This is a genomic window from Acinetobacter sp. 251-1, from assembly GCF_030329305.1.
Taxonomy (GTDB): domain Bacteria; phylum Pseudomonadota; class Gammaproteobacteria; order Pseudomonadales; family Moraxellaceae; genus Acinetobacter; species Acinetobacter piscicola_A.
Map to the genome: position 1 here is coordinate 57,414 of NZ_JACANS010000011.1, position 24,942 is coordinate 82,355.

Here is a 24,942-nt window from a genome sequence, read left to right on the forward strand (position 1 = left end):
GAAATATTCTTAAGTCACTCCATTTCTAAAGCATTCAATAAAAAAGTGTTATGAATTTAAGGAGTGATTTATGAGTGAACAGAATCCACAACAAGCAGCACAAAAACATAGCTTCCAAGCAGAAGTTGCGCAGCTTTTACATTTAGTGACCCATTCGCTGTATTCAAATCCTGAAATTTTCCTCCGTGAATTGATTTCTAATGCCTCTGATGCATGTGACAAATTACGTTTTGAAGGGATTAATCATCCTGAATATTATGAGAATGATCCTGACTTACATGTACGTGTGCGCCTAGACAAAGAAGCGAAAACGATCACTATCTCAGATAATGGTATTGGTCTGACACAACAAGAAGCGATTGATAATCTCGGTACGATTGCCAAATCTGGTACCAAAGACTTTATGTCGAAACTTTCAGGGGATCAAAAAGCGGATGCACAACTGATTGGTCAGTTCGGTGTAGGTTTCTATTCTGGTTTTATTGTTGCTGAAAAAATTACAGTTGAATCACGCCGTGCGGGTGAACCTGAAAGTAATGCTGTACGTTGGATGAGTGGCGGTACGGGTGATTTTGAAGTTGAAGTGATTAATAAGGCTTCACGCGGAACAGATATTATTTTGCATTTACGTGATGATGCTTTGGATTATCTGGAAAGTTACAAAGTTAAGCAGATTATCAATAAATACTCTGACCACATCAGTTTGCCAATCGAAATGCAAAAAGAAGTTTGGCAGGAAGAAGAGACTGCAGAAGGTGAAGAACCTAAAGGCGGTCAGTATGTCAAAACGGATGAATGGGAAGCGATTAACTCTGCAAGTGCACTTTGGACCCGTAATAAATCAGAAGTGACAGAAGAACAGTATGTTGAGTTCTATAAAAATTTAACGCATGATTATGCAGCACCATTGGCATGGGCGCATAACCGTGTTGAAGGTAGTACTGAATATACTCAATTGTTATATATTCCAAGTAAGGCACCGAGCAATATTTTTACACGTGAAGCCAAAGCAGGCATCAAACTCTATGTAAAACGTGTGTTTATCATGGATGATGCAGATAACCTGATTCCAAATTATTTGCGTTTTGTACAAGGTGTGGTCGACAGTGCAGATCTTCCATTAAACGTCAGCCGTGAGTTATTGCAAGAAAGTCGTGATGTCAAAACCATTCGTGAGGGCAATACACGTCGTATTCTTACAACTTTGGATGCTTTGGCAAAATCTGAAGATGCAGCGGATCAAGAAAAATTCAAAACGTTCTATACTGAATTTGGTTCAGTGATCAAAGAAGGTTTAGGCGAAGACATGGGCAACCGTGACCGCATTTTAAAACTACTTCGTTTTGCAACATCGACAAATGATGAAATCAACACTTCTTTAGAGGCATATAAAGCCAACATGAAAGAAGGTCAAAAAGCCATTTATTATGTTACTGCGGACAGTTTAGCAGCTGCGAAAAACTCGCCACAGCTTGAAGTGTTTAAGAAAAAAGGCATTGACGTATTGTTAATGGGTGATCGTGTAGATGAGTGGGCAATGGAGTTTGTACATGAGTTTGATGGTACACCAATGCAAAACGTCGCAAAAGGTGCGGTTGACTTAGGTGACTTACAGGACGCTGAAGAGAAGAAGGCGCTTGAGGCAGCAGCTGAACAATTTAAGCCTGTGGTTGATAAATTATCAGACTCACTCAAAGCTAAAACCAAAGAAGTTCGTGTCACAACGCGTTTGGTTGACTCTCCTGCGTGTTTGGTAACGGGTGACGGTGAACTTTCTCCGCAATTGATTCGTATGTTGAAACAAGCAGGACAAGCTGTACCTGAGTCTAAACCGATTCTCGAGATCAACCCTGAGCATCCTTTAGTGAAAAAATTAGAAGGTTCAGCGCAGTTTGATGATTTGGCGAATGTCATCTTCGATCAAGCGGTGATTGCAGAGGGTGGTTTACCTGATGATCCTGCTGAATATGTAAAGCGTATTAATAATTTATTATTGAAATAAGTCATTATATTGAAAAAAAGCCTATCGAAACGATGGGCTTTTTTATACGACTAGATTATTTAAAGTGGATAAGTGAGAAGTTATCCACAGAGAGTTAAAAATGTTATATAGACATTTTAAAAAAGTGCCTCAAGTCGTACCAATGCACTTGGATAATGGCTTTTGTCTTCACGATGATCATTAAAATAGTTTAAATCCCCCTGTACATAAAACCATTCACGCCAAAGCGGTTGACGCCAAGACACAAAAGGTCCCCAACTGTTTAAACGCAGGTCATCATTATTATAAAAACCACCCGTATATATACCGTAGTTAAAGCGATTGCCTTTAAAGAATTGATGTTGACGATAAAGTCGGTTGTCCCACGTTAAATCATCATCTTGCTCGTCTGCATAGGTCAGATTAAATTGATTAGAAAGAAAGGCTTGGTTTGGACGTGCATGAGTCAGTTCTAAATTTGTGCGTAGATAATTTTCACTATCAATACCATAGCGATAGATTTGTTCAGCATGAAAGGTAAAATCATGCTCAAGCTTCCAATCTTTTTCAGCTTTTAAACGTGCATAGACATCATCTCCAGAACGAATACCCAAATCAGCATCTACATCAAAAGGGAGCCGTTTAGACAGCTGCGACCATCGTAATGCAATTGAGCTGTTATCATCTCGAATACGTTTTCCATCTATTGATTTATCAGGATTACCATTCGGATTTTCATTGGTAATGGCAATGTTATTATTGATTTCATTGTCCAAAGCGTCATCACCAAATACTAAGCTCAAACGATTTTCTAATGCAGGTAATTTAATTTTTCCTCGAATACGTGGTTTAACATCATAACCATCATGTTCATTCCAACGATTATCTAATAAAATACGTAAGGTCGCTGAAGCGGGTTCAGCGGGATCAGTTTCACCAAACCAATGATTCATATGATTTGCAGTGCGGTCAGCCCAGTTACGAATACCTTTTTGTTTTTGATCAATCCATGTGGCATTTTCAGTGTCTTCTGTAGGGGGAACGGTGACTTCATCTGATTGAGCAGGGAGTACAGTCGGTGTCATGTCCAAGAGTTTGGGAACATATTCTAAAATATTAAAGTCACTTTCAAGCTGAGGTGACGGAATATAAATAGATGAGGTTGTTGTTTTAGCGGAATTTCCATCTTCAGCATAGCTATACATGCTAGCCAAACAGCTTAATAGCAGTATTGTGGCTTGATAACATGCAACGGGGGATGTAATTTTGTCCATAATATTCCGTCTTCGACTATTTGATTTAAAATAAATATTTATATGAACCACTCTGTTAATTTGATGGTTATGTAAAAAAGTATAGTGGATTTTTCAAGGAAATAACCGACATATAAAAAACAAGTTGCAGCTTGGTTACAAAATCAAAACATGTCGCAATTTGACATAAAAAAGCCCCTGATCGGATTTAAATAAGGGGCTTTCATTAGAACAAATTAGAATGAGATTTTAAGCTTTGTGTGAGCAGTATTTTTTCTCATATACTTTACCCGCAATACCACCAATCACTGCACCACTAAAGGTTCCAAAAATCGGAAGGATACTGCCCACAGCAGCACCAATTAATACGCCTTTAATTGTGGGTGAAAAGCGTGATTTTTTTACAGATGATTGTGGGTTCGAGGTGTCAGAGGTTAAATTACTATGATGTAAATCAGAATTTTGATGTGTATCAGTCATAATATCTCTCTTAGTAAAATTGGATAAAAAGAAAATTCATGATGAGTTTGATTCACATGAAGCCATCATTGAGCATAGGCGGGTCATTTAAGATAAGCTGTACAGAAGCTGTAATTTTCTCATTGATTTACGTTAAGTGAAGAATGTATATGTAACTTAAAGTGAATATCAGTCAGCCGAATATTCTGTACGTAAAATAGATAGTGTTATATTTTTAGCTTAGCAGAAACTACAAATCCCCCATAAAGGAGGATTTGTAGTCTTATAAAATAAGAAAATAAAAAAGAAACTTACAGCGCATGAATTCATTGAAACTAAATTCTGAGATATAGCATATATCAAGTTGACTGATATGGATAGCCTTTAAAGTGATGAACAAAATGGAATAAATGGCATGAAGTGACAATTTTTATCAAATTTTAAGTAAATATGAAAATACTTTTTTAAACCTGCATTATAAAAAGATAATTGATTTTATATAAATTTTTAACAAAATTTAGATTTGAAGTTGTTGTTATTTAACAAAGTTTTGTTAAAAAATGACATAAAATAGTCATACAATATTTATTTTAAATGGTGAATAAATATACAGATTGGGTGTATAAATTTACAAACTATATGCATATCTTGGTTTATGTGACAATAGTATATAGAAATGATGCTTATTTTTTAATCTATATCACATAATTTTAAAAATACATTATGATGAATTTTTATTTATATCATGAGTATGGATATGGCGATCGCAAAAGTTGTTGAAGTCAATTCAAGTAGTCAGAAAAGTTTTGAAGATGCGATTCATTCAGGTATCGCGAAAGTCACCGAAACCATTAAAAATGTGCAAGGTGCATGGGTCAATGAGCAAAAGGTCATTATCAAAGACAATAAAATCACGGAATATCGTGTAAATCTTAAAATTAGCTTTTTGGTCGATTAAGTGTTTAATATCAATTTCTTGACAGCCCACAATGATGTGGGCTTTTTATGCCTAAGAAAATATAAAAATAAAGCAATACACTAAAAATTATTTTGTATCAGGCATATCGCAAGATTGATCAGTGCATACGGCATCTTGTTGCGTAGTCACTTCATCTGAACAGGTTTCAACTGCTTGTTGAAGTACTTGTACAAAAACCTCACGAGGTTGTGCACCTGCAAGCGCAATGCGTTGATCAAATACAAAAAATGGCACACCTGTAACTTTAAGTTGTTCACGAGCAACTTCTTGGTCAAATTTGACAAAGTCTGCAAATTCATCTGAGTCTAATACATCATCTACTTCTACGGGGTTTAAACCAATTCGTGCTGCCACATCTTCAATGGTTTCACGCTCGCCAATGGGTAAGCCTTGCGTCATATAGCTGTAGAAAAAAGCTTCTTCTGCTTCTGAGCCTAAACCTTTACTTTGTGCAAGGTGAATAATGCGGTGCGCATTAAAGGTATTGCCTGAGTTGGCATTTTCCCAGTTAAATTGGATGCCTTCTTCGAGTGCCATCGTTGCAATATTACGTTGCATGTCTTCGACTTCAGCCAATGTACGACCATACTTTTGTGCTAGACGTTCAGAGTTAGAAATTTCTTGGCGAATTGGCGCTTCAGGATCAAGCTCAAAACTATGCCAATGTACTTCAATTTCAATACCTACCTGTTGTGCTGCTGCTTCTAAGCGTTTTTTGCCAATATAACAAAATGGACAAACCATATCTGACCAAATATCTACACGCATGGGAATTCCTTAAACTGCTCAATTGGATAAGAGGGTAGCGTTATCGTTTCAGGATTTAAAGCATTTTTTCGTGATTGATGTTTTGGCAAGTGCGTTGCATACAGATGATCTATAAGTTTGCATGAAAATTATACAGTTTATGAAATTTCGGTTAATCTAGCGATTATCCCTTGTGAAAGAGCTATTTATGCGCAGAATCATTAGCATTGTGACCCTGATCATTGTCGGTATTGTTTCATATTTTGGCTATGAGCATTACCAGTTGAAAAAGAGTGAGGCACAACGGCAAATGTTTGATGTGGTCATGACTGAAAAAATGCAGACTTTATATGAAGTTGCGCAGGATTGGTCTAAGCCTGTCACAATGGATGTACATGATGCACGTTTAAGTGGTGATTATAAGGTTTTGTCTGAGTTTGTTTTAAATTATTGGCTGCAAAATATTGAAACTCGGAATACTTATTTAAGGGATTTAGAAGCGGCAAAGTGGAATCATGTCTTAGATGTGAACCGTTTGGATATAGACCGTAAGCAGAAGTTTGTTGAAACTGAACAGATGTTACAAGCCGTGCGTAGGATCATGACTCAGTATCAGCGTCAAAATTTGGCAGATAAGCAAGATGCATTGGCAAAGGTCAAGACCTTGCACATTGATCCTGCATTGCAGCAGCCTTTGCAAGAGAAGTTAGAGAAAAATCTAAAGTTGGATCAGGAAAGTGCTTTGATTGTGTTGGAATTGCAAATTTTAGATAAGACGGAGCAGATGTTTGTATTGTTAAAAAATAATGAGTGGCATAAGGAAAATGGGCAGATCATGTTGCAAAAAGATGCGCAAGTGAAGCAGTTTAATGCGTTGTATCAGGACGTTTTAAAGTTAAATAAAGAGATTGAACAGAAGAAAAAACAGAATGCAGCAGAGATTGAAGGGGAGATCGATTAAGCTATATTAAAACGAAGCATGAAAGCAACGTGAAAATGGGTTGGGAACAACTCATTTTTCAATATAATCAGGACTTCATAAAAATTTAAAAAGTACAGTTATGTTCAAGCCTAACAAAATAATATTATTTGGTATGTTTCTGATGATGACACAATCAGTCATGGCGAAAGCCCTCGTTGTTGATCAGATGCTTGTAGATTTAGAACAAAATTGTCAAAATTATGAACAGGTGTATCAATATCAGGAATTGAAGAGTTATCAACACGAAGACTTGCAAAATGGTAATACAGTATCTTCTTATCATGCTGACTTACTAGACCCAGACATTACACCTTATTTTCCATTGAAACTCATGGATCAATGCCAAAAGACACTCATTAATAACCAACTTGAATGGGTACAGCAAGAAAAAAAGCTACTTAAAGGAGATGCGAGAGAAATCGTACGAGATTTTGAGATTTTGATCTATCGCTCACTGAAAAGTTTATATGATGAACGAGCCTATTCTAAATCTGATATTGAACAGTTAAAGGGCGCAACTCAGCAGTTGCTTAATAAATTGGATGAAAATCCTGATAGTATGGCACATGCGTATCTGCCAATTGTGCCATTAATACGTTTATTAAAATATGATTTGCATTATTCACCCGAAGCTAATCATAAAATTTTTTATATTAACCAAGAGTTTAATAAGATATTTAAAAAAATTTATAAAAATGATTCTCTACATGATGATTTGCTATTTCAACAAATATTGCCTGTTTTCATCACACAATTTGATTATTCCAATGAAGCATATCAGTTGATAAGTGCGATACAACTTAATGATGTTGAACGCATCAAAAGCAGAGTAAAATCATATAGTCAGCTTTATGACAATCAATTATTAGCAGATGAATTTCATAAAAAATATCCCCATATAGATTTTGATGAGGTCATTCGAAAAGAAGCGGTAGCTGAACGTTTGACCTATGCATTTTATAAGTTGAATGATATGGGAAATGTACAAAAATGGATTGAACAAGCAGGTTTAATTGGTACAGATGAAGTACAGTGCACAACGAAAACTTTGGTTGCAGATCCCCATTTAAATGCATTTTTGAAACAGGATCAGGCTTGGTATCAGCCTAGATTTGAGAAGCAGATGAAGGCATGCCATAAGATTGTTACTGATACAGCAATACTGTCTAAATTTGATTTTCAAAAAGTCATGGACAATTATCAACAGCATTGTGGTGCAATGTATGCTGAAAAAATTCCTTTACTACGCGTAAAAAATTCTCAATTGGTGAGTGACGATGAGTTTTATTCTATGATTACAATGATAAGTGTACATGCGGATTTATTGTCAGATCGCAGTCCTGTTAAAGAGCAGTGTATGCAAGCAATGCGCGCTAATCAGATTGAAATGTTAGAATATTATGTTGATCACTTGAAGCCTACTGCATTTAGCTATGAAGATGCACAGAATGAATTGAAAAATTTAAGAAAATAAAAAACCCCGCAATGAGCGGGGTTCTTTTTCTCACGTATTTAAATCTTAAACACGTTCGATCACAGTCGCAATACCTTGACCAAGACCGATACACATGGTCGCAAGACCGATTTGCGTATCTTGTTGCTCCATTACGTTAAGTAATGTCGTTGTGATACGCGCACCAGAACAACCCAATGGGTGACCCAATGCAATCGCACCACCGTTCAAGTTGATCTTGTCTTGTTTATCATAAATATTCAAGCCTTTCATTACTGCAAGACCTTGAGCAGCAAACGCTTCGTTTAACTCAATCGTTTGGATGTCATCCATTGTTAAACCAGCACGTTTAAGCGCTTTTTGAGTCGCAGGAACAGGACCATAACCCATGATCGCAGCATCACAACCTGCAATCGCCATAGAGCGAATTACAGCACGTGGCTTAAGACCTAAAGCTTGCGCACGTTCAGCAGACATGAGCAACATTGCAGACGCACCATCAGACAACGCAGAAGACGTTGCAGCAGTGACTGTACCACCTTTAGGATCAAATACTGGACGTAATGCTTGGAACGCTTCAAGGTTAGCATCTGGACGAATCACTTCATCAATATCGCAAAGTTGTTTAAAGCCATTCGCATCATGACCTTCAACACCAATGATTTCATTTTTGAAACGACCTTCTTGAGTTGCAGCCCAAGCACGACGGTGAGATTCAACACCAAACGCATCTTGCTCTTCACGGCTAATGCCATTCATACGACCTAACATTTCAGCCGTTAAGCCCATCATGTTAGACGCTTTTGCATAGTGCTTAGATGCTTCAGGGTTAAGGTCGATACCGTGCATCATACCCACATGCCCCATGTGCTCTACACCACCAATGATGAAAATATCACCTTGGTTGGTTGCAATTTGAGCCGCAGCAGTGTGGATCGACTGCATAGAAGAACCGCAAAGACGGTTTACAGTTTGACCACCCACAGTTTTAGGAAGATCAGCCAATAACACGATGTTACGGGCAATGTTCATGCCTTGTTCTAAAGTTTGGTTGACACAACCCCAGATGACATCTTCAACTTCGTTGACATCAAATTGGTTACGAGCAACTAAAGCACGAACGAGTTCAGCAGATAAGCTGTCAGCACGTACATTGCGGAACATACCGTTTTTGGTTTTACCCATTGCAGAACGTACGCCATCAACGATGACAACGTCACGTGGATTTAAAGTAGCCATTCACGTTGCTCCTTAACCGTAGAATTTTTTGTTGTTAGCAGCCATGTCACGCAACAATTGTGGCGCTTCATAAGCTTTTCCTAAGTGTGCATATTTGTCGCAAAGCGCAACGTATTCAGCAACACCAGTTTGATCGATATAACGTGCTGGACCGCCACGGAATGGAGGGAAACCTACACCCATAATCATCGCCATATCTGCTTCATTTGGAGTTTCAACGATCTTGTCTTCCAAGCAACGAACAGTTTCGTTACAGAAAGCAAGCATCATACGGTCAATGATTTCTTGTGCATCAAATTCACGTTTTTCACCAGTAATGACTGGAGCAATCACTTCATAAGCTGTTGGATCAACAGTTTTTGCTTTCTTGCCTTTCTTGTCGAGAACGTATTTATAGAAACCGACATCGTTCTTTTGACCTAGGCGTTTTGCTTCATACATCGCTTGGATTGAACCTTTATAATCAGGTTTCATACGGTCAGGGAAGCCTTCCGCCATCACTTCTGCACCATGAACGCCCGTGTCGATACCAACAACGTCCATCAAGTAAGCAGGACCCATAGGCCAGCCGAATTTTTCCATCACTTTATCGATTTGTTGGAAGTCAGCACCATCTTTCAGAAGAAGGTCAAACGCACCGAAGTAAGGGAACAATACACGGTTGACGAGGAAGCCTGGGCAGTCGTTGACAACAATCGGTGTTTTACCCATTTTTTGAGCTAAAACAACAGTCGTTGCAATCGCTTCTTCAGAAGTTTTTTCACCACGAATGACTTCTACAAGTGGCATCATGTGAACTGGGTTGAAGAAGTGCATACCAACAAAGTTTTCAGGACGTTTTAAAGCTTTTGCCAAACGCGTGATTGAAATTGTTGAAGTATTTGATGCAATGATCGTGTTATCACGTACTTTTGCTTCAGTATCAGCAAGTACTGCTTCTTTGATCTTTGGATTTTCAGTTACCGCTTCGATCACGATATCCACTTCTTTAAACTCGTCATAGCTTAAAGTTGGGCGGATACGTGCAAGGGTTTCACCCATTTTTGCAGGGGTTAAACGCTTACGTTCAACTTGTTTAGTCAACAAGCCATTTGCTTCTTTCATACCTAAAGCAAGTTGTGGATTACCAATATCTTTCATGATGATTGGTGTGCCTTTACTTGCCGCTTGATACGCAATACCACCACCCATGATACCAGCACCCAATACAGCTGCTTGATTCACAGGATGAGCACCTTTTTCATGTTTCTTCGATGCTTTTTTCACCACTTGATCGTTGATGAATAGACCAATCAACGCACCAGCTTGTGGCGTTACTGCAGCTTTAGCAAATGCTTCAGCTTCAATTTTTAACGCTGCATCGCGCTCTTGGCTCACACCCGCTTGAAGTGAATCAAGAAGAAGTTTTGGCGCAGGATATTGCGCAGGGTTTGCTTTCGCTAAAACAACACCTTTAGATGAGTTAAACGCCATCATTTGTTCAAGCATGTCGAGTTTAACAGGCTGTAATTTTTCTTGACGTTTTGCTTTCCAGTCTAGACGACCAGAGATTGCTTGTTTTACAAGATCAATCGCTGCTTCTTGTAACTTGTCTGCAGCAACAACCGCATCTACAGCACCATCTTTCAGTGCAGCAGCAGGCTTTTTATTTGCAGAAGTTGCGATCCATTCAACAGCATTGTCGATACCGATCACACGGCTTAAACGAACTGTACCACCGAAGCCTGGGATGATGCCCAATTTCACTTCAGGTAAGCCTACAGTTGCAGCTTCCGACATCACACGATAGTCACAAACCAAGCACATTTCGAAACCGCCGCCCAATGCAATACCATTGATCGCAGCAACTTTAGGAATTTCTAGATCTTCAAATGAATTGAAGATTTCGTGAACAGGCATCGCCCAATCCACAATCGCTTTTTCGCCTTGAGCGAAGTTTTCACCGAACTCAGTAATATCCGCACCTACGATAAAGGTAGATTTACCTGAAGTGACGATCAAACCTTTAATGTTGCTATCAGCTTTTACGGCTGCAATGGCTGCTTGAAAGTCTTCAATCGTTGCACGGTTGAATTTGTTAACCGACTCACCTTGTAAGTCAAAGCGGAATTCTGCAATTCCGTCCGAAAGCATTTGGACGGTAATGGCATTGCCAGCGTGGATCATGCCCTGATCTCCTTTTTTTGGAGGACTTCTAAGTTGATGTTTTGAAGTACGTGTGCGTTTTTCCTACACACATTTCGACTTCTCTAATCTTACGATAACTATATCGAAAAAGAACATAACAAGTTGTATCAAGCCGTGACGCAAGGGTCATGAATTTTTTTGTCTAATACGCATGAGCACATGGGGCTTTGCTTGCTTATATTCAGTCTTTTGATTGTTAATGTATTATTTTTATTATAATTTTATGAAATATGCAAAGTATTTTTATGCTATTTTAGTGTGATATATTGAACATGTTGCTGTGTATTTTTGGTCATTTCGGTCAATGACGGATACAAAAAATAATACGCTTTAGCCAAGTTCTTCAACAGCTGCGAAAGCATGAGTTGGATTAAAGTTGCTTCATTGTTGATGAAAATTAATGTCAAAAATCTAATTGAAAATGAATAATTTGAGATAAAAACCCTATGTTTTTTTGATGAAAAATAGAGAGGTTTTTGTAAAAATATTCTCTCAAGATGAGAAAATAGCCAAGATTTTATGTTTTGGATTTGCTAATATTTGTCCATCCTGTAAGTTCTAGACCTAGAACATCCATCTAGATCAGATGGAAAGCTCCTTAAAGATTTGATAAAGAGTGCTATATGATTAAATGGATCATATTGGCGATTTTTGTGATTTCAGCGCTGTATATCCAAAATCGCGGTAAAGTGCGTCATTCGTTTTATCGTCAATTTTTTGACCATTCTACGCTCCTCGCACCGATTAATTTTTTAATGTATATGTTTTCCAAAGTGCCGAATCAGCCTTATATTGAGACACAACATTTTCAAGATTTAAAAGTGCTCGATGAAAATTGGGAAATGATTCGAGATGAGGCGCAAGCGCTTTATGCACAAGGTGGGATTAAAGCATCAAGTAGCTATGATGATCTTGGTTTTAACTCGTTCTTTAAAACGGGTTGGAAGCGTTTTTATCTGAAATGGTATGACTCTGCACATCCATCGGCTGCAGATCTTTGTCCAAAAACTACAGCCTTATTAAAAACATTACCGACCATTAAAGCTGCGATGTTTACTGAGCTTGCCCCTGATAGCCGTTTAGTCCGTCACCGTGACCCTTATGCAGGTTCTTTACGTTATCATTTGGGTTTAATTACACCCAATGATGATCGTTGTTTTATTGATGTGGATGGTCAAAAGTATTCATGGCGTGATGGTGAGAGTGTCGTGTTTGATGAAACCTATATTCACTATGCTGAAAATAAAACCGATCAAAATCGCATTATTTTCTTTGCCGATGTCGAACGTCCATTAACGACAAAATGGATGGAACGTTTTAATCATTGGTTTGGTAAAAACGTCATGACAGCGGCAAGTTCACCCAATGAAGCAGGGGATCAAACAGGTGGCTTAAATAAAGTTTTTGGTTATGTTTACCAAATTCGCATTAAAGCCAAAGCACTGAAGAAAACCAATCGTAAATTGTACTATTTTTTAAAATGGTTTTTGATGTTGGGTTTGTTTTTCTTAATTTTTATTCGACCTTATGTTTTTCATTAAATCGCTCAAGTTTTAAATTTAAACGCCTTTCGGGGCGTTTTTTATTTTAAACTTGAAGATACATTAGCTTTAATAACAATTATCAACTTGTAGCAGTATGTAAAACTGCTAAATTTTTAAGACAAAGCAATAAGATGGAATCTGAAAATGTTTAAAAATTTAGCCTCAGAAATGATGGGAACAAGTGATATTGGCGTTATTATTGAACCGCATGATTTTAATAAAACGGATATAGATGATTATATTTTTCATGAAGATAACGAAAAAATATTTTTTGTGATTAAAAGCAAAACCGATGAATATTGTTTTACCAACGTCGCTTTTATGCACCTTGATGGTACCAGTGCGATGAGTAAAAAACGCATGTTATACCGCTATTTATATAAACATCATCCGATCAAAAATGTCTTGCTCGAAACTGCAGGTACAGTCGATTTAGATGCTGAAATTAAATTTCAATTGGGTGAAAAAGCTTTTTCAATTGATATTGATAAAAAGCAAATAGAAAAAATTCGTGATTTGTACAAAGCCTTATTTACCATTGGTGAAACCTGCAAAGAAATTAATCGTAAGCGCAATATCTTGCTACAAAGCAATGAAAATGTTCAGAAAATGTTTAATTTACGTGAGTTAAGTGAACAGGTGATTTTAAATTTACCTGAAATTATTAATCAAACGTCACATCAAGTTGAAGAATACGCCAACCAACGTATTAAAGAGATTGAAAATTATGATTTTTCTGAAATTTTTGAGCGTTATTTAAAAAATTAAAATCAATCGCTTTTACAATTAAATGCTCGCAAGGGCATTTTATCTAGGGGCTTAGAAAAATATAGCGTTTAAGTTTATGAATAAATAGTGATTTAAAACAAATTAACTTTCAAAAAATAATAAAAATATTGAAAATGGGCTTTTCATTGATGCTTATGCAAATCAAAAATAACGAGGTTATTGATGCTGATTATCGTAGATTAAATTTATTTTAGATGTGATTGATTATTATGCAATAATAGGGTTGTATTAGTAATAATTTATAAAATGGGGGAGTATATGAAAGGATTGATCAATTTCTTTTTGCTTTGTTTGATGAGTTCAGTTGCTTATGCTGAATCAAAAAGCTTAACGGAATTAATTACGGATAGTTTAGGTTCACAAGAAGATGAAATGGCAATATGTTATTTAGTGAAAAATGATGAGGTAATAAAAAAACAACCGTGTATTGTTGAAACTCAATATGGGAGTGGGGGGTGGAATGCAACAACTTATAATATAGGTGATGAATCTATTACAGTAGAATCATCAGCTGATGATCCACTTACATTAAATGGGCGTTTAGCAACTTTTCTTCAAAGAGATGTACGAAATTTTCAAATTTTAAATCCAAATAATTTTAATGAAAAAGCTTTAGGTTGTTATAGAGTTGAAAATAACACGATAGATTTTTGTATAAAACGACAATAATTACAAATGGATTACAGAGTCAAGTTTCCTTTGAGTCTGTAATTATAAGTTTATTTTTAGTATTAAAATCTAAATAAATATGCTTATTCGCTGGATTGTTGATAAAAAAAACCGCCAAAATAGGTTCAAGTTCTGTACGGATTTTTCGGGCTAAGTGGCGGGCACCAAAGCGAATATCATGATCTTGATAAAAATAAGCTTTGGCTGAATCTGTTAAAAACACGCTACGCTTTTGATGCGCCAAACGCTGATTAAGCTTTTCTAGTTCAATCTCAAGCAAGTGTGGCAGTGCATCTGCCCGCACCGTTTGATAATGCAAAATACGATCAATACGGTTAATAAACTCAGGATCAAATTTGCGGTACATGACTTTTTCAATAATGGTTTTGGTTGGAACTCGTTTAAGGCACACATCCTGCAATTTTTTAGGTAAGACATTGAGTTTATCTAAATACTGTTGAGCCGCTTGTGCACCAATGTTGCTGGTCATAAAAATCATACAGTTGCGAAAATCTATGGTTTTTGTGCCCGCAGTTAATGTTAGTTTTCCTGTATCTAAAATGTTCATCAAACCACGAAGTACTTCGGTTGAGGCTTTTTCTAATTCATCAAATAACACAATACCGGGGCGGGTATGTGAACCGGCTATGGCAGTTTCATCAAATAAACTATGACCTTCTTTTGAACCGACATAGCCTGGGGGAGCACCTGTAATAGCTGCTGCATAGTGTTCTTGCGCTAAGGTATTCATATCAATACGACAAAAAGCATCAGGTTGTCCGTAAATGGCTTCAGCAATTAAGCGTACGGTTTCTGTTTTTCCTACGCCTGTTGGACCAAGCATAAGTGTTACGCTAAGCGGTTTATCAGGTGCAGAAAAGTCGGCTTTGACCACATGCAACATTTTTTCTATTTCGTTTAATGCTTTTTCTTGTCCAATAATTCGACGACGTAAATGTTGCATTACGGTTTGAGGTTTAAAATGAAAACGTGGCTGACCAAAAACAGGCTTTTTTTCAGAAGAATATTGTGTATTTGTTGTTGGTTTGACAATGTGAATAGCAGCGTTTTCAATGGTCATGCAATTGCAACCTGATCGAAGAAATGACGTATTAGATGCTTTGAGCATAACAAAATTAAGTGGTGAGATTCATAGTTTTTAGCAATCAGATGATTGTTGAATCTTATGGTTTTTATTTACGTTAGCAATAAATTGCTTGAAATGAGCAAAAAAATCATCACATCATGAGACAGAATTGAAAAGAATAGGTTAACAGTGAACGAAAACGCACGAGAAAATATCGAAAAGATTTTAGCCAATATGACCACGTTGCCTGGTGTGTATCGCATGTTAGGTAAGGAGGGGGAGTTGCTCTATGTCGGCAAAGCCAAAAATCTAAAAAATCGTGTGTCGAGTTATTTTGTTAAAACCATTGAGCATCCTAAAACACAGGCTTTGGTTGCGCGTATTTATAACATTGAAACTTTGGTGGTTCGCTCCGAAACGGAAGCCTTATTGCTTGAACAAAACCTGATTAAACTCCATCGTCCGCCATATAATATTATGTTGCGTGACGATAAATCCTACGTTTATATTTTTGTGTCAGCAGATCAGCCTTATCCCCGCATTGCCGCAGGGCGGGGTAAAGGAAAACACCAAGTCGGCAAGTTTTTTGGTCCTTATCCTAGTGCGTATAATGCCAAAGATACCTTATTGGTTTTACAAAAATTATTTCATGTCCGTCAATGCGAAAATAGCTATTTTTCACAGCGTAAACGCCCGTGTTTACAGTACCAAATTAAGCGTTGTACCGCACCGTGTGTGGGCTTAATTTCACCTGAAGATTATCAGGAAGATGTGAAAAATTCGATTCGATTTTTAAATGGTGATACCAAAGAGCTGAATCAGGAATTGATTCAGAAAATGGAACAAGCCGCCGAAAAATTAGAATTTGAAAAAGCGGTGTTCTATCGGGACCGTATGGCATTGTTAAGAGATGTGCAGGCGCAACAAGCCATTTATAAAATCAAAGGTGAAGCGGATATTCTGGCAATTGCCTATCAAGCAGGGGTGACCTGTGTGCAAATCATGCATGTACGCAATGGCAAAATGTTGGGTGGAAAAAGCTATTTTCCCGATATGTTGGGCGATGATTTGGCACAAATGTTGTCTGACTTTATGGCAAATTTCTATTTCCAAGTGGCAGATGAAGTTCCGAGTGAGTTGATTGTAAATGTAGAAATTCCCGATCGAAAACAGCTTGAAGAAGCTTTGCAGCAGCAATTCGAGAAAAAAATTCAGGTTAAACATAAAGTGCGTGAAACACGTGCTGAATGGCTTGAACTGGCACAGATGAATGTTGAACATGCGATCAAAGGAAAATTGGCAAACCATTTAGAACTTAATGAACGGTTTCATCAGCTTGAACAAGTATGTGGTCGTCCGATAGATCGTATTGAATGCTTTGATATTTCTCATACCATGGGTGAGGCGACCATTGCATCTTGTGTGGTATTTGATGCAGGCGGTGCACGCAAACGGGATTATCGTCAGTTTTCTATTGAAGATATTACAGGCGGTGATGACTATGCTGCCATGCGTCAAGCACTTACACGCCGTTATAAAAAAGCCATGTTGCCTGATTTATTGTTGATTGATGGTGGAAAAGGACAATTACATATGGCAATGGAAGTCATGCAGGAGCTAGGATTAGATGCCTTTATGGTGGGGGTATCCAAAGGTGAAGGACGTAAACCAGGTTTGGAAACTTTACATTTTACCGATGGAAGCAAAATTCAGTTGCCTGAGGACAATAAAGCTTTGCATCTGATTCAGCAAGTACGTGATGAGGCACACCGTTTTGCGATTACTCGACATCGTGCTAAACGAGATAAACGTCGAGGGGGGTCGGTTTTGGAAGCAATTCCAGGCTTAGGGCCAAAACGCCGTCGTGATTTATTGACCCATTTTGGCGGGATTCAGGGGGTATTGAAAGCCTCTGAAAATGATTTGAAACTTGTGCCGGGCTTGGGCGATGTGATGGCGAGAACTATTTATAAAGTGTTACACGAATAGTCAGTCATTGATTCAAACTTTTTGGAATGTAGATTTAACTGTTTTGGATATTATAAATTGATGAAATATCATGCACATATCTATTTTGATTTGACGCAAATTGAGCTGATAGAATCGCTTTATGTGCAACTACAGCAAGAGTTTGGTGAAGCGATGAGTTACGGTCGTATCCATCAAAAATTGGTTGGGCCACATACCAAACCCATGTTTCAACTGGCATTTGATCAAGCTGTTTTGCCACAGTTGAAACATACATTGAATTGTCGTCATTTGGGGCTATCTGTGTTGATTCATCCTTTATGGGAGAATGAATATCTGGCACATACTGAAGGAGCACAGTGGTTAGGTGAAAGCCTCATGTTGAATTTAGATCGATTATTGAAATGACCTAAAAATCCATAAACTCGCTGGTCATTGATCATTCACAACATGAGCTGAAATGTGCAAGATAGCGTGATATGAAAAATCAATGAGAATGGGCATGCAACTCACGGATGTATTTAGTCAAATCGAACAACAAGAATGGGTTGAAATGCCAACAGGTTGGTTGCAAGGGCGAACCATTTTTGGTGGTTTAGTTGCAGGTATGCTGATTCATAAAGCCACTGTAACCATCAATGATCCACTGAAAAAATTACTCAGTTGCAGTATTACCTTTGTTGGACCTGTCGATCGAGCACAAGTAAAATTCACTGCAGAAATTTTACGTCAAGGGAAGTCCGTCACGACCATTGAAGTGCGACTTTGGCAAAATGATGCTGTACAAAGTATTTTAATCGCAAGTTTTGGTAGTCAACGAGAGTCAATGATTCAGGTGGATTTAGCACCACAGCCGCCAAACTTTCCTGCTCTGGATCAAATTAATATTATTCCGAAATATTTACCCTTTCCTGAATGTGTGCAAAATTTTCAACTGGCATGGACAGATGGACATTATCCAATATCAGGCAGTAAAAACCCTGATTTTGCAGGTTTATGTCGTTTTGAGCCTGACCTTCATGCACAGCGTAGTATGACCCTTGCAGATGTTCTAACCTTAATGGATGTCTGGCCACCGGGTGTATTGCCCATGTTTAAAAAGCCTGCACCTGCCAGTAGTTTAAGTTGGCATGTGACATTTATTCATCCTTTGCACCATCAATTGCATGATTGGTTTAAATATCAAGTGATCACAGATCATGCAGAACATGGTTATGTGACAGAACATGCTTATCTGTGGGACAGTGAAAATCGCTTGATTGCGATTGCAAGACAGACGGTTACTGTATTTGCCTAGTCGACAGTTTCATGTGAATCGTTTAAAGTATTCACGAAATAGAGCTTTACTCTAAATTATAGTTTGCCTTTCCAAAGGCGAATAGGGGACTTACTGGCGGTGTCTATGACTACAGGTCGTATCCTGAATATTCCAAATATCTTGACGCTAGCTCGTATTGCGTTAATTCCTGTTTTTTTAGCGATCGCTTATTGGCCTCCTGCAATTGGTGTTGGTGGACATGAAGGTGGCATGACCCGTCATTTGATTTTGACGGCTATTTTTGTGATAGCCGCAGTCACAGATTGGTTTGATGGCTACCTTGCGAGAACATTAAATCAAACTTCTGCTTTTGGGCGTTTTTTAGACCCTGTTGCAGATAAATTAATGGTTGCTGCTGCATTGATTGTTTTGGTGCAATGGAAACCAAGTATTGCGATGGCATTTGCTGCGATTGTCATTATTTCACGTGAAATTACAGTGTCTGCATTACGAGAGTGGATGGCTGAATTGGGTGCGAGAACCAATGTAGCAGTATCAACTGTAGGTAAATATAAAACAGCCTTCCAAATGATTGCGATTACTGTGTTTTTACTCAATTGGCAGCCACTTGAAATGTTGGCGTATGCTTTATTGTATACCGCAGTGATTTTAACGCTTTGGTCGATGTTTATTTACCTAAAAGCGGCTTGGCCATATTTAAAACAGCCGTAAGTTAATTTAAAAAACCTCAGTGATTACTGGGGTTTTTTATGCATAACTAAATATCAATCTCCCTCATAAATTCGACTTTTTAACTTTCCATTAGCGCCATAGTCTTGGATCGTTTGATCTAAATCCACCCACATTTGTGTTTTTGGATGCTGGTCTAAATCTGTGCCTACCCAAGTAAAAATCGCACTGAGGTGATGAATACCCGTTTGATCTTTTAAGGTGAAATCACAAGGTACTGCGAGTCCAACTCGAACTAGAACCATTTGTTCCGATTTTTCAACTTTTTTGGCTCCTGTAAGCCATTCAGGTTCACCACTAATTTTAAATGATAAAAGTTTGGTCGTTGCAGATTGTTGAGTAAACATATTTTCAAGTGCAATAATGATTTCTTGAAATGGATTTTCAGATAGCCATTCGAGCATATGCTGTGTTTGTTCTAATTTTTTAAAATCTAAATCCATATCTAAGAGTTCTCACTGCATAATATTGATCTAAGTAAATCCAAATAATATCTGTAGATGTATTTCTTAACTATGGGTTTCTTCCTCAGCATCATCCTCAAAAGTTCTCGCAATTTTTTCAATATTTAAGCTTTTTGCCATCGCATCAAAAATTTCTTTATAAACGCCATCTTGATGATACAAATCATCATGCTCGCCATGTTCTGCAATATGTCCTTCCTTCATCACATAGGTATAGTCGGCATCAATAATCTGCGACAGACTATGTGAAATGATAATCACTGTTCGTCCTTGTTTGATCTCATCTAAACTCTGCTTAATTTGTTCAGCTGCAATAGCATCTAAGCTTGCTGTTGGTTCATCAAGAAAGATAATCGGTGGATTTTTCAAAAACATACGTGCCAACGCGATACGCTGTTGTTGCCCACCAGACAGCATGAGGGCATCGCTATCATAAGCTTGTGGAAGCTTTAAAATTTGATCGTGAATTGAGGCTTTTGTTGCAGCATGCATGACATCTTCGAGCGTAGCATCAGTTTTACCATAACGGATATTGTCAAAAATAGAGCCTTGGAAAATATGATTTTTCTGTAAGACTAAACCAATATGATCACGTAAATATTGTGTATCGATCTGTTCTAGATCAATCCCATCTAAACGAATACAGCCTGATTCAGGAACATAAAATTTATCCAATAAACTGATCAAGGTTGACTTACCCGCACCTGATAAACCTACCAAAGCAGTGATTTTATTGGGTTGAATGGTCATATTAATGTCGTACAACGCTTGATGCCCATTGGGATAGCTAAAGTTGACGTTTTCTAAAGAGAAATGACCTTGAATGTGGGGTTTGAGTGAGCCACTTGATTCAATCTCGTCATCGGCTTCAAGGATTTTGAAGAAACTTTCTGAATAAATCATGGCATCATTCACTTCATCATAAATACGATGTAAGGAACGAATCGGGGCAGAAACGTTATTAAATAACAGCACATGGTACATAATCATACCGATACTCATTTGCCCATCTAAAACAAAATAAGCCGTAAGAATAATAATGAGGACAATGCCAATTTGTTCAATAAACGTTTTTAGACCATCAAACAAGAAACTGGTTTGACGGGTACGCATTTGGTTTTCAGTGAGTTCTTTTTGTAGTTTGAGTTGTTTTTCAGCTTCAATCGACTCGCGGTTAAATGATTTAATCACTGTGATTGAGTTGATAATACCTAAAATTCCCTGACTTTTCTTTTCTCGTCCATCACGTAAATTTCTACGCCATCCACCGAGTTTTTGTGCTTGTTTATAGGTTAGCCAAAAATAAATTGGCACAATAGCCGTTGCGACTAAACCGACCCAAAAGTTAGCATAGTACATCAACCCCAAAGCCACAAATGCACTGGTAAATAGCGGTAAAATATCAATAAAAAATATTTGTACCAAACGAGTCAATGAACCAATGCCTCGGTCAATACGGGTTTGTAATTTACCTGCTTGGTTATTATCATCGTTAAAAAACGCTAAGCGATAGGTGAGGAATTTCTCAATAATGCCTTGCGCTAAATCTTGAGATACTAAGATGCGCAGCTTTTCACCATAAAATTTTTGTCCAAATTGTACGATGGCATTGATAATTTCCTTACCCAATAAAATCAATGTGATGGTGATGAGAATATGCCAACCTTCAGTTAACCCTTGACCTGATTCGACCAATTTATTAATGCGATCTACGGCATATTGTAAAGTGAGTGCATTGACCTGTGCGGTGAGTGAACCAATGAGTGTCAAAATTAAGGTCGCAATCACTAACCAACGATACGGTTGGACAAAAGGACGTAATTTTTGAAATAAGTGCCAAAGGTTCATCGCATTACTCTTTTTTACTTTGGTTTTTTATGCTGGATTAAAATACTTTTTTCTATTGAGTGACGGTTAGTTCGGGCTCATACGACCCGAAACCTTAAAATCTTTTGCTTTGACCCAACCAGAGGTGTCATTGCCATTTTTATCAATATACATGACATACATCCAATCTTGATTTTCATGTTTAAAATCTTGATAAGCAATGACAGAATCGTTTGGAATAATAAAAGTATTTTTTAATTTACATTGTTCAGAGGGGGCTGAATGAAAATAGCTACGAAATCCTTTTTTACCGATCACAGTAAAGCTATATTTGGTGCCATACATCACGCCATGCTTATCAGCAATTTGTGCTAAACGATCACAAGAATGTGCAGCGTAGCTATCAATACTCAAAATACAGCAGAAAATAAAAACTAGCTTTTTCATGTGTTCAATTCCTTATCTCTGTTTTTTATAGTAGATTTTTATACAAACACAACAAGCGTATCTTGTCGAGAGAATACGAAAAGTTGAGCATATTTTGTAAGTGAACTTATATTTTATTTGTGTTTTAGAAAAAAGACTTGTTTCATTGTATCGATTCAATCATTGTAGAATAAATAATGAATAAGATAAATAAGTCATGAACTTAGAGTTATTTCAGCCTGAAGCAAATGAGAATTTACTTCCTTATGATGGTGTAGTGAAAGATTATGGTTTAATCCTCAATGATGAGCAAAGCCAAAAATATTTCAATTACTTTGCGCAGCATTTGGCATGGCAACCAGATGAAGTGTTTATTTTAGGACAGTATCATCAAACTGAGCGTAAAGTTGCATGGTATGGCGATCAACCTTATCAATATCAATATTCAGGCATGGTGAAACAAGCACAGGTATGGAATGCAGGTTTGTTTCGATTAAAGCAACACATTGCGCAGCTTGTTGGACATCCATTCAATACTTGTTTAGCCAATTTATATGATGATGGTACACAAGGCATGGGATGGCATAGTGATGATGAGCCAGCTTTTGTGGCTGAACGCGGCTTAGAAACGGTGATCGCATCTTTAAGTTTGGGTGCAACTCGAAAATTTAGTTTTAAACATAAAACCACAGCAGAAAAGATCGATTTACAATTACAGCCTGGTCAATTGATCGTGATGCGAGGACAAACGCAATGTTATTGGAAACATTGTTTAGCCAAAAGTACTAAGGTTTTGCAACCTCGCATCAATTTAACATTTCGTTATTTTTATTCAGATTTATCTAGCGCTTAAAAGCACTTTGACCAAAATAGCGTGATGTCTACTCAAGTTGCATTATACAGTTAAGCATTTTTCAAGGGATAAAGCTTGTCATCAAACTGTTCTAAAGTGGGAAATACAATTGCTGGTAAATTTTCAATATTGTGTAAATGCTGACGGTAGTCTAGCAATATTTGCTCACGCGCTTCCTGAGAAATATAAGGCACATGATAAGCAATGAATGGCGGTAAAACGTCATAACCGACATAAGCCAATGTGCCACGTTGGATGGGAATTAAAATATTGTCCATAGAACCATGAATCGCACCTTCACCGAACATATGATCACGCCCACCTAAAGTAAAACTTAACATGGCTTTTTTGCCCGTCATACCACCATGGTTATAAAAGCGTTTGCCTCCATAAAAAATGCCTGACACAAATACCCGATCAATCCAACCTTTTAATAGCGCAGGCATGGACATCCAATACATTGGAAAATTTAAAATCAGTAAGTCAGCTTTTTGCACTTTTTCCACTTCAGTTTGAATGTCATGAGCTAAAACTTTTTGCTGACAAGCATGGCGTTGCTCAAGTGCATAATTTAAATAGTCAGCATTGCCACGTTCAGCAAAGTCAGCAGCCGATGCTACAGGATTAAAATTCATCGCATACAAATCAGAGACTTCGATTTGATGCCCTTGTTTTTGTAATTCTTCAATGGCGGTATTTTTCAGTGCAGTACAAAAAGACTGTGGCTCTGGATGTGCATGGATAATCAGAATATTCATGTATGGTCGTTCCTTAAAATTGTATTCAAATTCATTGTTATTTGATAAAGGAATTATTCACGAAATAATGTAGAGCGCAATTACCGAAAAAATATTTTTATACTGAATAAGGTAAATACATCATTTTTCGCAGATGATTAACGGATTGATGAGACATAAAAAATGCCAGTCAATTGTGTATTAACTGGCATTCCTCTGAGTGAGCGTTATTTTCGTGAAAATAACGCTGCTAGAATATAAAACTGCTGGAGAACATAATCATAATATGAGAATTTTTGCAAATTTACAATCTGATAAATTGTAAAATTTATTACAATTATCAAAAATAACTTACATGTTGATTTGAAAATGCTTTAAGGTTGGGTTGAGTTCAGAAAGTTGATCATTTTCTGAAAGTGCTTGGTAACGCTTTTCAATTTGTTCAGCAGAAGCTTGTAGTGTTTCAATTAACTTTTGCAAATTTAAATATTCAAAGCGATTTTTAGATGCCAAAACAGTCAGCGCAAGCGGCGCTTCTTTGTTTGAAAATTTGATTGGAATCGATAAGCCAGATACATTTGGATCAAGTTCACCTTGTGAAAAATAGTAACCTTGCTTTTTAATTTTTTTCATTTTCTGCATGAAACTTTCTTCATTTTCCGCAAAATCAACTTCAGCCAATTGAGTTTGAAAACGTGCATAATAACTTTGTAGGTTCTGCTTAGACAAATGCGCCATGATGGCTTTCGGTGAAGAGCCCATAAAGACAGGGCGAGGGCAACCACGACCATAGGTTAAAAGCGTCTCATCTCGGTACACTTCATGATGAATATCAATACAATAATGATCATTCAGTTGGGTGAGTAGACAGCAAAGTTCCGTGCGCTCAGAAATTTCTTGCATAAAGGGTTTGCTGATTTGTACCAACGGATCTGTGGTTCTAGAGATATAGTCCATCACCGCAATTTTAGGTCCTAGTGTGTAGTCACCAGAAGTTCCGCTCAGACGTTGTAAGATATCTGCTGAAACGAGTTCTTTTAAATATCTATAACTTGTTGGTTTTGATAGATTTAGTTCAGCACAAATGACATCGACATTAATTACTGGGCGTGTCACCGAGAATAAATCGAGTACAGTGAGAATTTTACCAAAACTTGAAAGCGCCATTGATTACCTACTTAGTACCTGTATACCAAAAAAGAAAATTTACAATGTTACTTTATAACAAAAAAAACCTAAATAAAAAGTAATTTCATCATAAATTGCGGTGTTTTAAAAAAATGAGCGATA

Annotated in this window: 23 protein-coding genes; 12 read left to right on the top strand and 11 right to left on the bottom strand. The window is 37.4% G+C overall.

What is annotated here, in order from left to right:
• The first annotated feature begins 70 nt into the window (after positions 1–70).
• Entirely contained in the window at positions 71–2,002 is a 1,932-nt protein-coding gene (gene htpG, locus HX129_RS10580; protein ID WP_130074446.1) for a molecular chaperone HtpG, read from the top strand.
• A gap of 116 nt (positions 2,003–2,118) precedes the next feature.
• Here htpG and HX129_RS10585 read toward each other — a convergent pair whose 3' ends face one another.
• Positions 2,119–3,255, bottom strand: coding sequence for a hypothetical protein (locus HX129_RS10585; RefSeq protein ID WP_174493475.1), 1,137 nt, complete (start codon positions 3,253–3,255; stop codon positions 2,119–2,121).
• 228 nt (positions 3,256–3,483) lie between these two features.
• Complete coding sequence (locus HX129_RS10590) at positions 3,484–3,714, bottom strand: hypothetical protein (RefSeq protein ID WP_180044966.1); 231 nt, start codon at positions 3,712–3,714, stop codon at positions 3,484–3,486.
• A 736-nt stretch (positions 3,715–4,450) separates the two neighbouring features.
• Here HX129_RS10590 and HX129_RS10595 point away from each other — a divergent pair.
• On the top strand, positions 4,451–4,651 hold the full coding sequence (locus tag HX129_RS10595; RefSeq protein ID WP_130074449.1) for a dodecin family protein: 201 nt from the start codon (positions 4,451–4,453) through the stop codon (positions 4,649–4,651).
• An 87-nt stretch (positions 4,652–4,738) separates the two neighbouring features.
• On the opposite strand, the gene HX129_RS10600 is transcribed toward HX129_RS10595, so the two are convergent.
• On the bottom strand, positions 4,739–5,440 hold the full coding sequence (locus tag HX129_RS10600) for a DsbA family oxidoreductase (protein ID WP_286434631.1): 702 nt from the start codon (positions 5,438–5,440) through the stop codon (positions 4,739–4,741).
• 187 nt (positions 5,441–5,627) lie between these two features.
• Between HX129_RS10600 and HX129_RS10605 the strand changes: the two genes are divergently transcribed.
• Positions 5,628–6,380, top strand: a complete 753-nt coding sequence (locus HX129_RS10605) for a hypothetical protein (RefSeq protein ID WP_180044964.1) — start codon at positions 5,628–5,630, stop codon at positions 6,378–6,380.
• A 142-nt stretch (positions 6,381–6,522) separates the two neighbouring features.
• Positions 6,523–7,875, top strand: a complete 1,353-nt coding sequence (locus HX129_RS10610; protein WP_180044963.1) for a hypothetical protein — start codon at positions 6,523–6,525, stop codon at positions 7,873–7,875.
• Between the two features lie 45 nt (positions 7,876–7,920).
• Here the strand turns inward: HX129_RS10610 and fadA are convergent, their stop codons facing one another.
• Positions 7,921–9,093 (bottom strand): acetyl-CoA C-acyltransferase FadA, encoded by a 1,173-nt coding sequence (gene fadA, locus HX129_RS10615; RefSeq protein WP_180044962.1) that lies wholly within the window; start codon positions 9,091–9,093, stop codon positions 7,921–7,923.
• Positions 9,094–9,105: 12 nt separating this feature from the next.
• A complete protein-coding gene (fadB, locus tag HX129_RS10620) occupies positions 9,106–11,259 on the bottom strand; it encodes a fatty acid oxidation complex subunit alpha FadB (protein WP_130074456.1) in 2,154 nt (717 codons plus the stop codon).
• 644 nt (positions 11,260–11,903) lie between these two features.
• On the opposite strand from fadB, the gene lpxO reads away from it, so the two are divergent.
• The 3 genes from lpxO (at position 11,904) to HX129_RS10635 (ending at position 14,282) form a co-directional block, all read left to right on the top strand.
• Complete coding sequence (gene lpxO / locus HX129_RS10625) at positions 11,904–12,821, top strand: lipid A hydroxylase LpxO (protein ID WP_130074457.1); 918 nt, start codon at positions 11,904–11,906, stop codon at positions 12,819–12,821.
• A 147-nt stretch (positions 12,822–12,968) separates the two neighbouring features.
• Complete coding sequence (locus tag HX129_RS10630) at positions 12,969–13,592, top strand: PH domain-containing protein (protein ID WP_130074458.1); 624 nt, start codon at positions 12,969–12,971, stop codon at positions 13,590–13,592.
• 279 nt (positions 13,593–13,871) lie between these two features.
• Positions 13,872–14,282 carry a hypothetical protein gene (locus HX129_RS10635; RefSeq protein WP_286434632.1) on the top strand — a complete coding sequence of 137 codons (411 nt, stop codon included), beginning with the start codon at positions 13,872–13,874 and terminating at the stop codon, positions 14,280–14,282.
• 19 nt (positions 14,283–14,301) lie between these two features.
• Here the strand turns inward: HX129_RS10635 and HX129_RS10640 are convergent, their stop codons facing one another.
• Complete coding sequence (locus HX129_RS10640; RefSeq protein WP_180044960.1) at positions 14,302–15,363, bottom strand: AAA family ATPase; 1,062 nt, start codon at positions 15,361–15,363, stop codon at positions 14,302–14,304.
• Between the two features lie 195 nt (positions 15,364–15,558).
• Between HX129_RS10640 and uvrC the strand changes: the two genes are divergently transcribed.
• The 4 genes from uvrC to pgsA all read left to right on the top strand — a co-directional run bounded on the left by uvrC (position 15,559) and on the right by pgsA (position 19,327).
• Positions 15,559–17,358 carry an excinuclease ABC subunit UvrC gene (gene uvrC / locus HX129_RS10645; RefSeq protein WP_180044959.1) on the top strand — a complete coding sequence of 600 codons (1,800 nt, stop codon included), beginning with the start codon at positions 15,559–15,561 and terminating at the stop codon, positions 17,356–17,358.
• 60 nt (positions 17,359–17,418) lie between these two features.
• Complete coding sequence (locus HX129_RS10650) at positions 17,419–17,745, top strand: DOPA 4,5-dioxygenase family protein (RefSeq protein WP_180044958.1); 327 nt, start codon at positions 17,419–17,421, stop codon at positions 17,743–17,745.
• 94 nt (positions 17,746–17,839) lie between these two features.
• Positions 17,840–18,634, top strand: coding sequence for a thioesterase family protein (locus tag HX129_RS10655; protein WP_180044957.1), 795 nt, complete (start codon positions 17,840–17,842; stop codon positions 18,632–18,634).
• Positions 18,635–18,739: 105 nt separating this feature from the next.
• Positions 18,740–19,327 (top strand): CDP-diacylglycerol--glycerol-3-phosphate 3-phosphatidyltransferase, encoded by a 588-nt coding sequence (pgsA, locus tag HX129_RS10660; RefSeq protein WP_130074464.1) that lies wholly within the window; start codon positions 18,740–18,742, stop codon positions 19,325–19,327.
• Between the two features lie 53 nt (positions 19,328–19,380).
• On the opposite strand, the gene HX129_RS10665 is transcribed toward pgsA, so the two are convergent.
• The 3 genes from HX129_RS10665 to HX129_RS10675 form a co-directional block, all read right to left on the bottom strand.
• Positions 19,381–19,788 carry a hypothetical protein gene (locus tag HX129_RS10665; RefSeq protein WP_130074465.1) on the bottom strand — a complete coding sequence of 136 codons (408 nt, stop codon included), beginning with the start codon at positions 19,786–19,788 and terminating at the stop codon, positions 19,381–19,383.
• A 66-nt stretch (positions 19,789–19,854) separates the two neighbouring features.
• Entirely contained in the window at positions 19,855–21,657 is a 1,803-nt protein-coding gene (locus HX129_RS10670; RefSeq protein ID WP_286434633.1) for an ABC transporter ATP-binding protein, read from the bottom strand.
• 66 nt (positions 21,658–21,723) lie between these two features.
• Entirely contained in the window at positions 21,724–22,083 is a 360-nt protein-coding gene (locus tag HX129_RS10675) for a hypothetical protein (protein WP_286434634.1), read from the bottom strand.
• A 196-nt stretch (positions 22,084–22,279) separates the two neighbouring features.
• On the opposite strand from HX129_RS10675, the gene HX129_RS10680 reads away from it, so the two are divergent.
• Positions 22,280–22,915 carry an alpha-ketoglutarate-dependent dioxygenase AlkB family protein gene (locus HX129_RS10680; protein WP_174493462.1) on the top strand — a complete coding sequence of 212 codons (636 nt, stop codon included), beginning with the start codon at positions 22,280–22,282 and terminating at the stop codon, positions 22,913–22,915.
• 50 nt (positions 22,916–22,965) lie between these two features.
• Here the strand turns inward: HX129_RS10680 and HX129_RS10685 are convergent, their stop codons facing one another.
• Positions 22,966–23,673: an NAD(P)H-dependent oxidoreductase gene (locus HX129_RS10685; protein ID WP_180044953.1), complete on the bottom strand. Its 708-nt coding sequence runs from the start codon at positions 23,671–23,673 to the stop codon at positions 22,966–22,968.
• Between the two features lie 330 nt (positions 23,674–24,003).
• On the bottom strand, positions 24,004–24,819 hold the full coding sequence (locus HX129_RS10690) for an IclR family transcriptional regulator (RefSeq protein WP_180044952.1): 816 nt from the start codon (positions 24,817–24,819) through the stop codon (positions 24,004–24,006).
• Positions 24,820–24,942 lie beyond the last annotated feature (123 nt).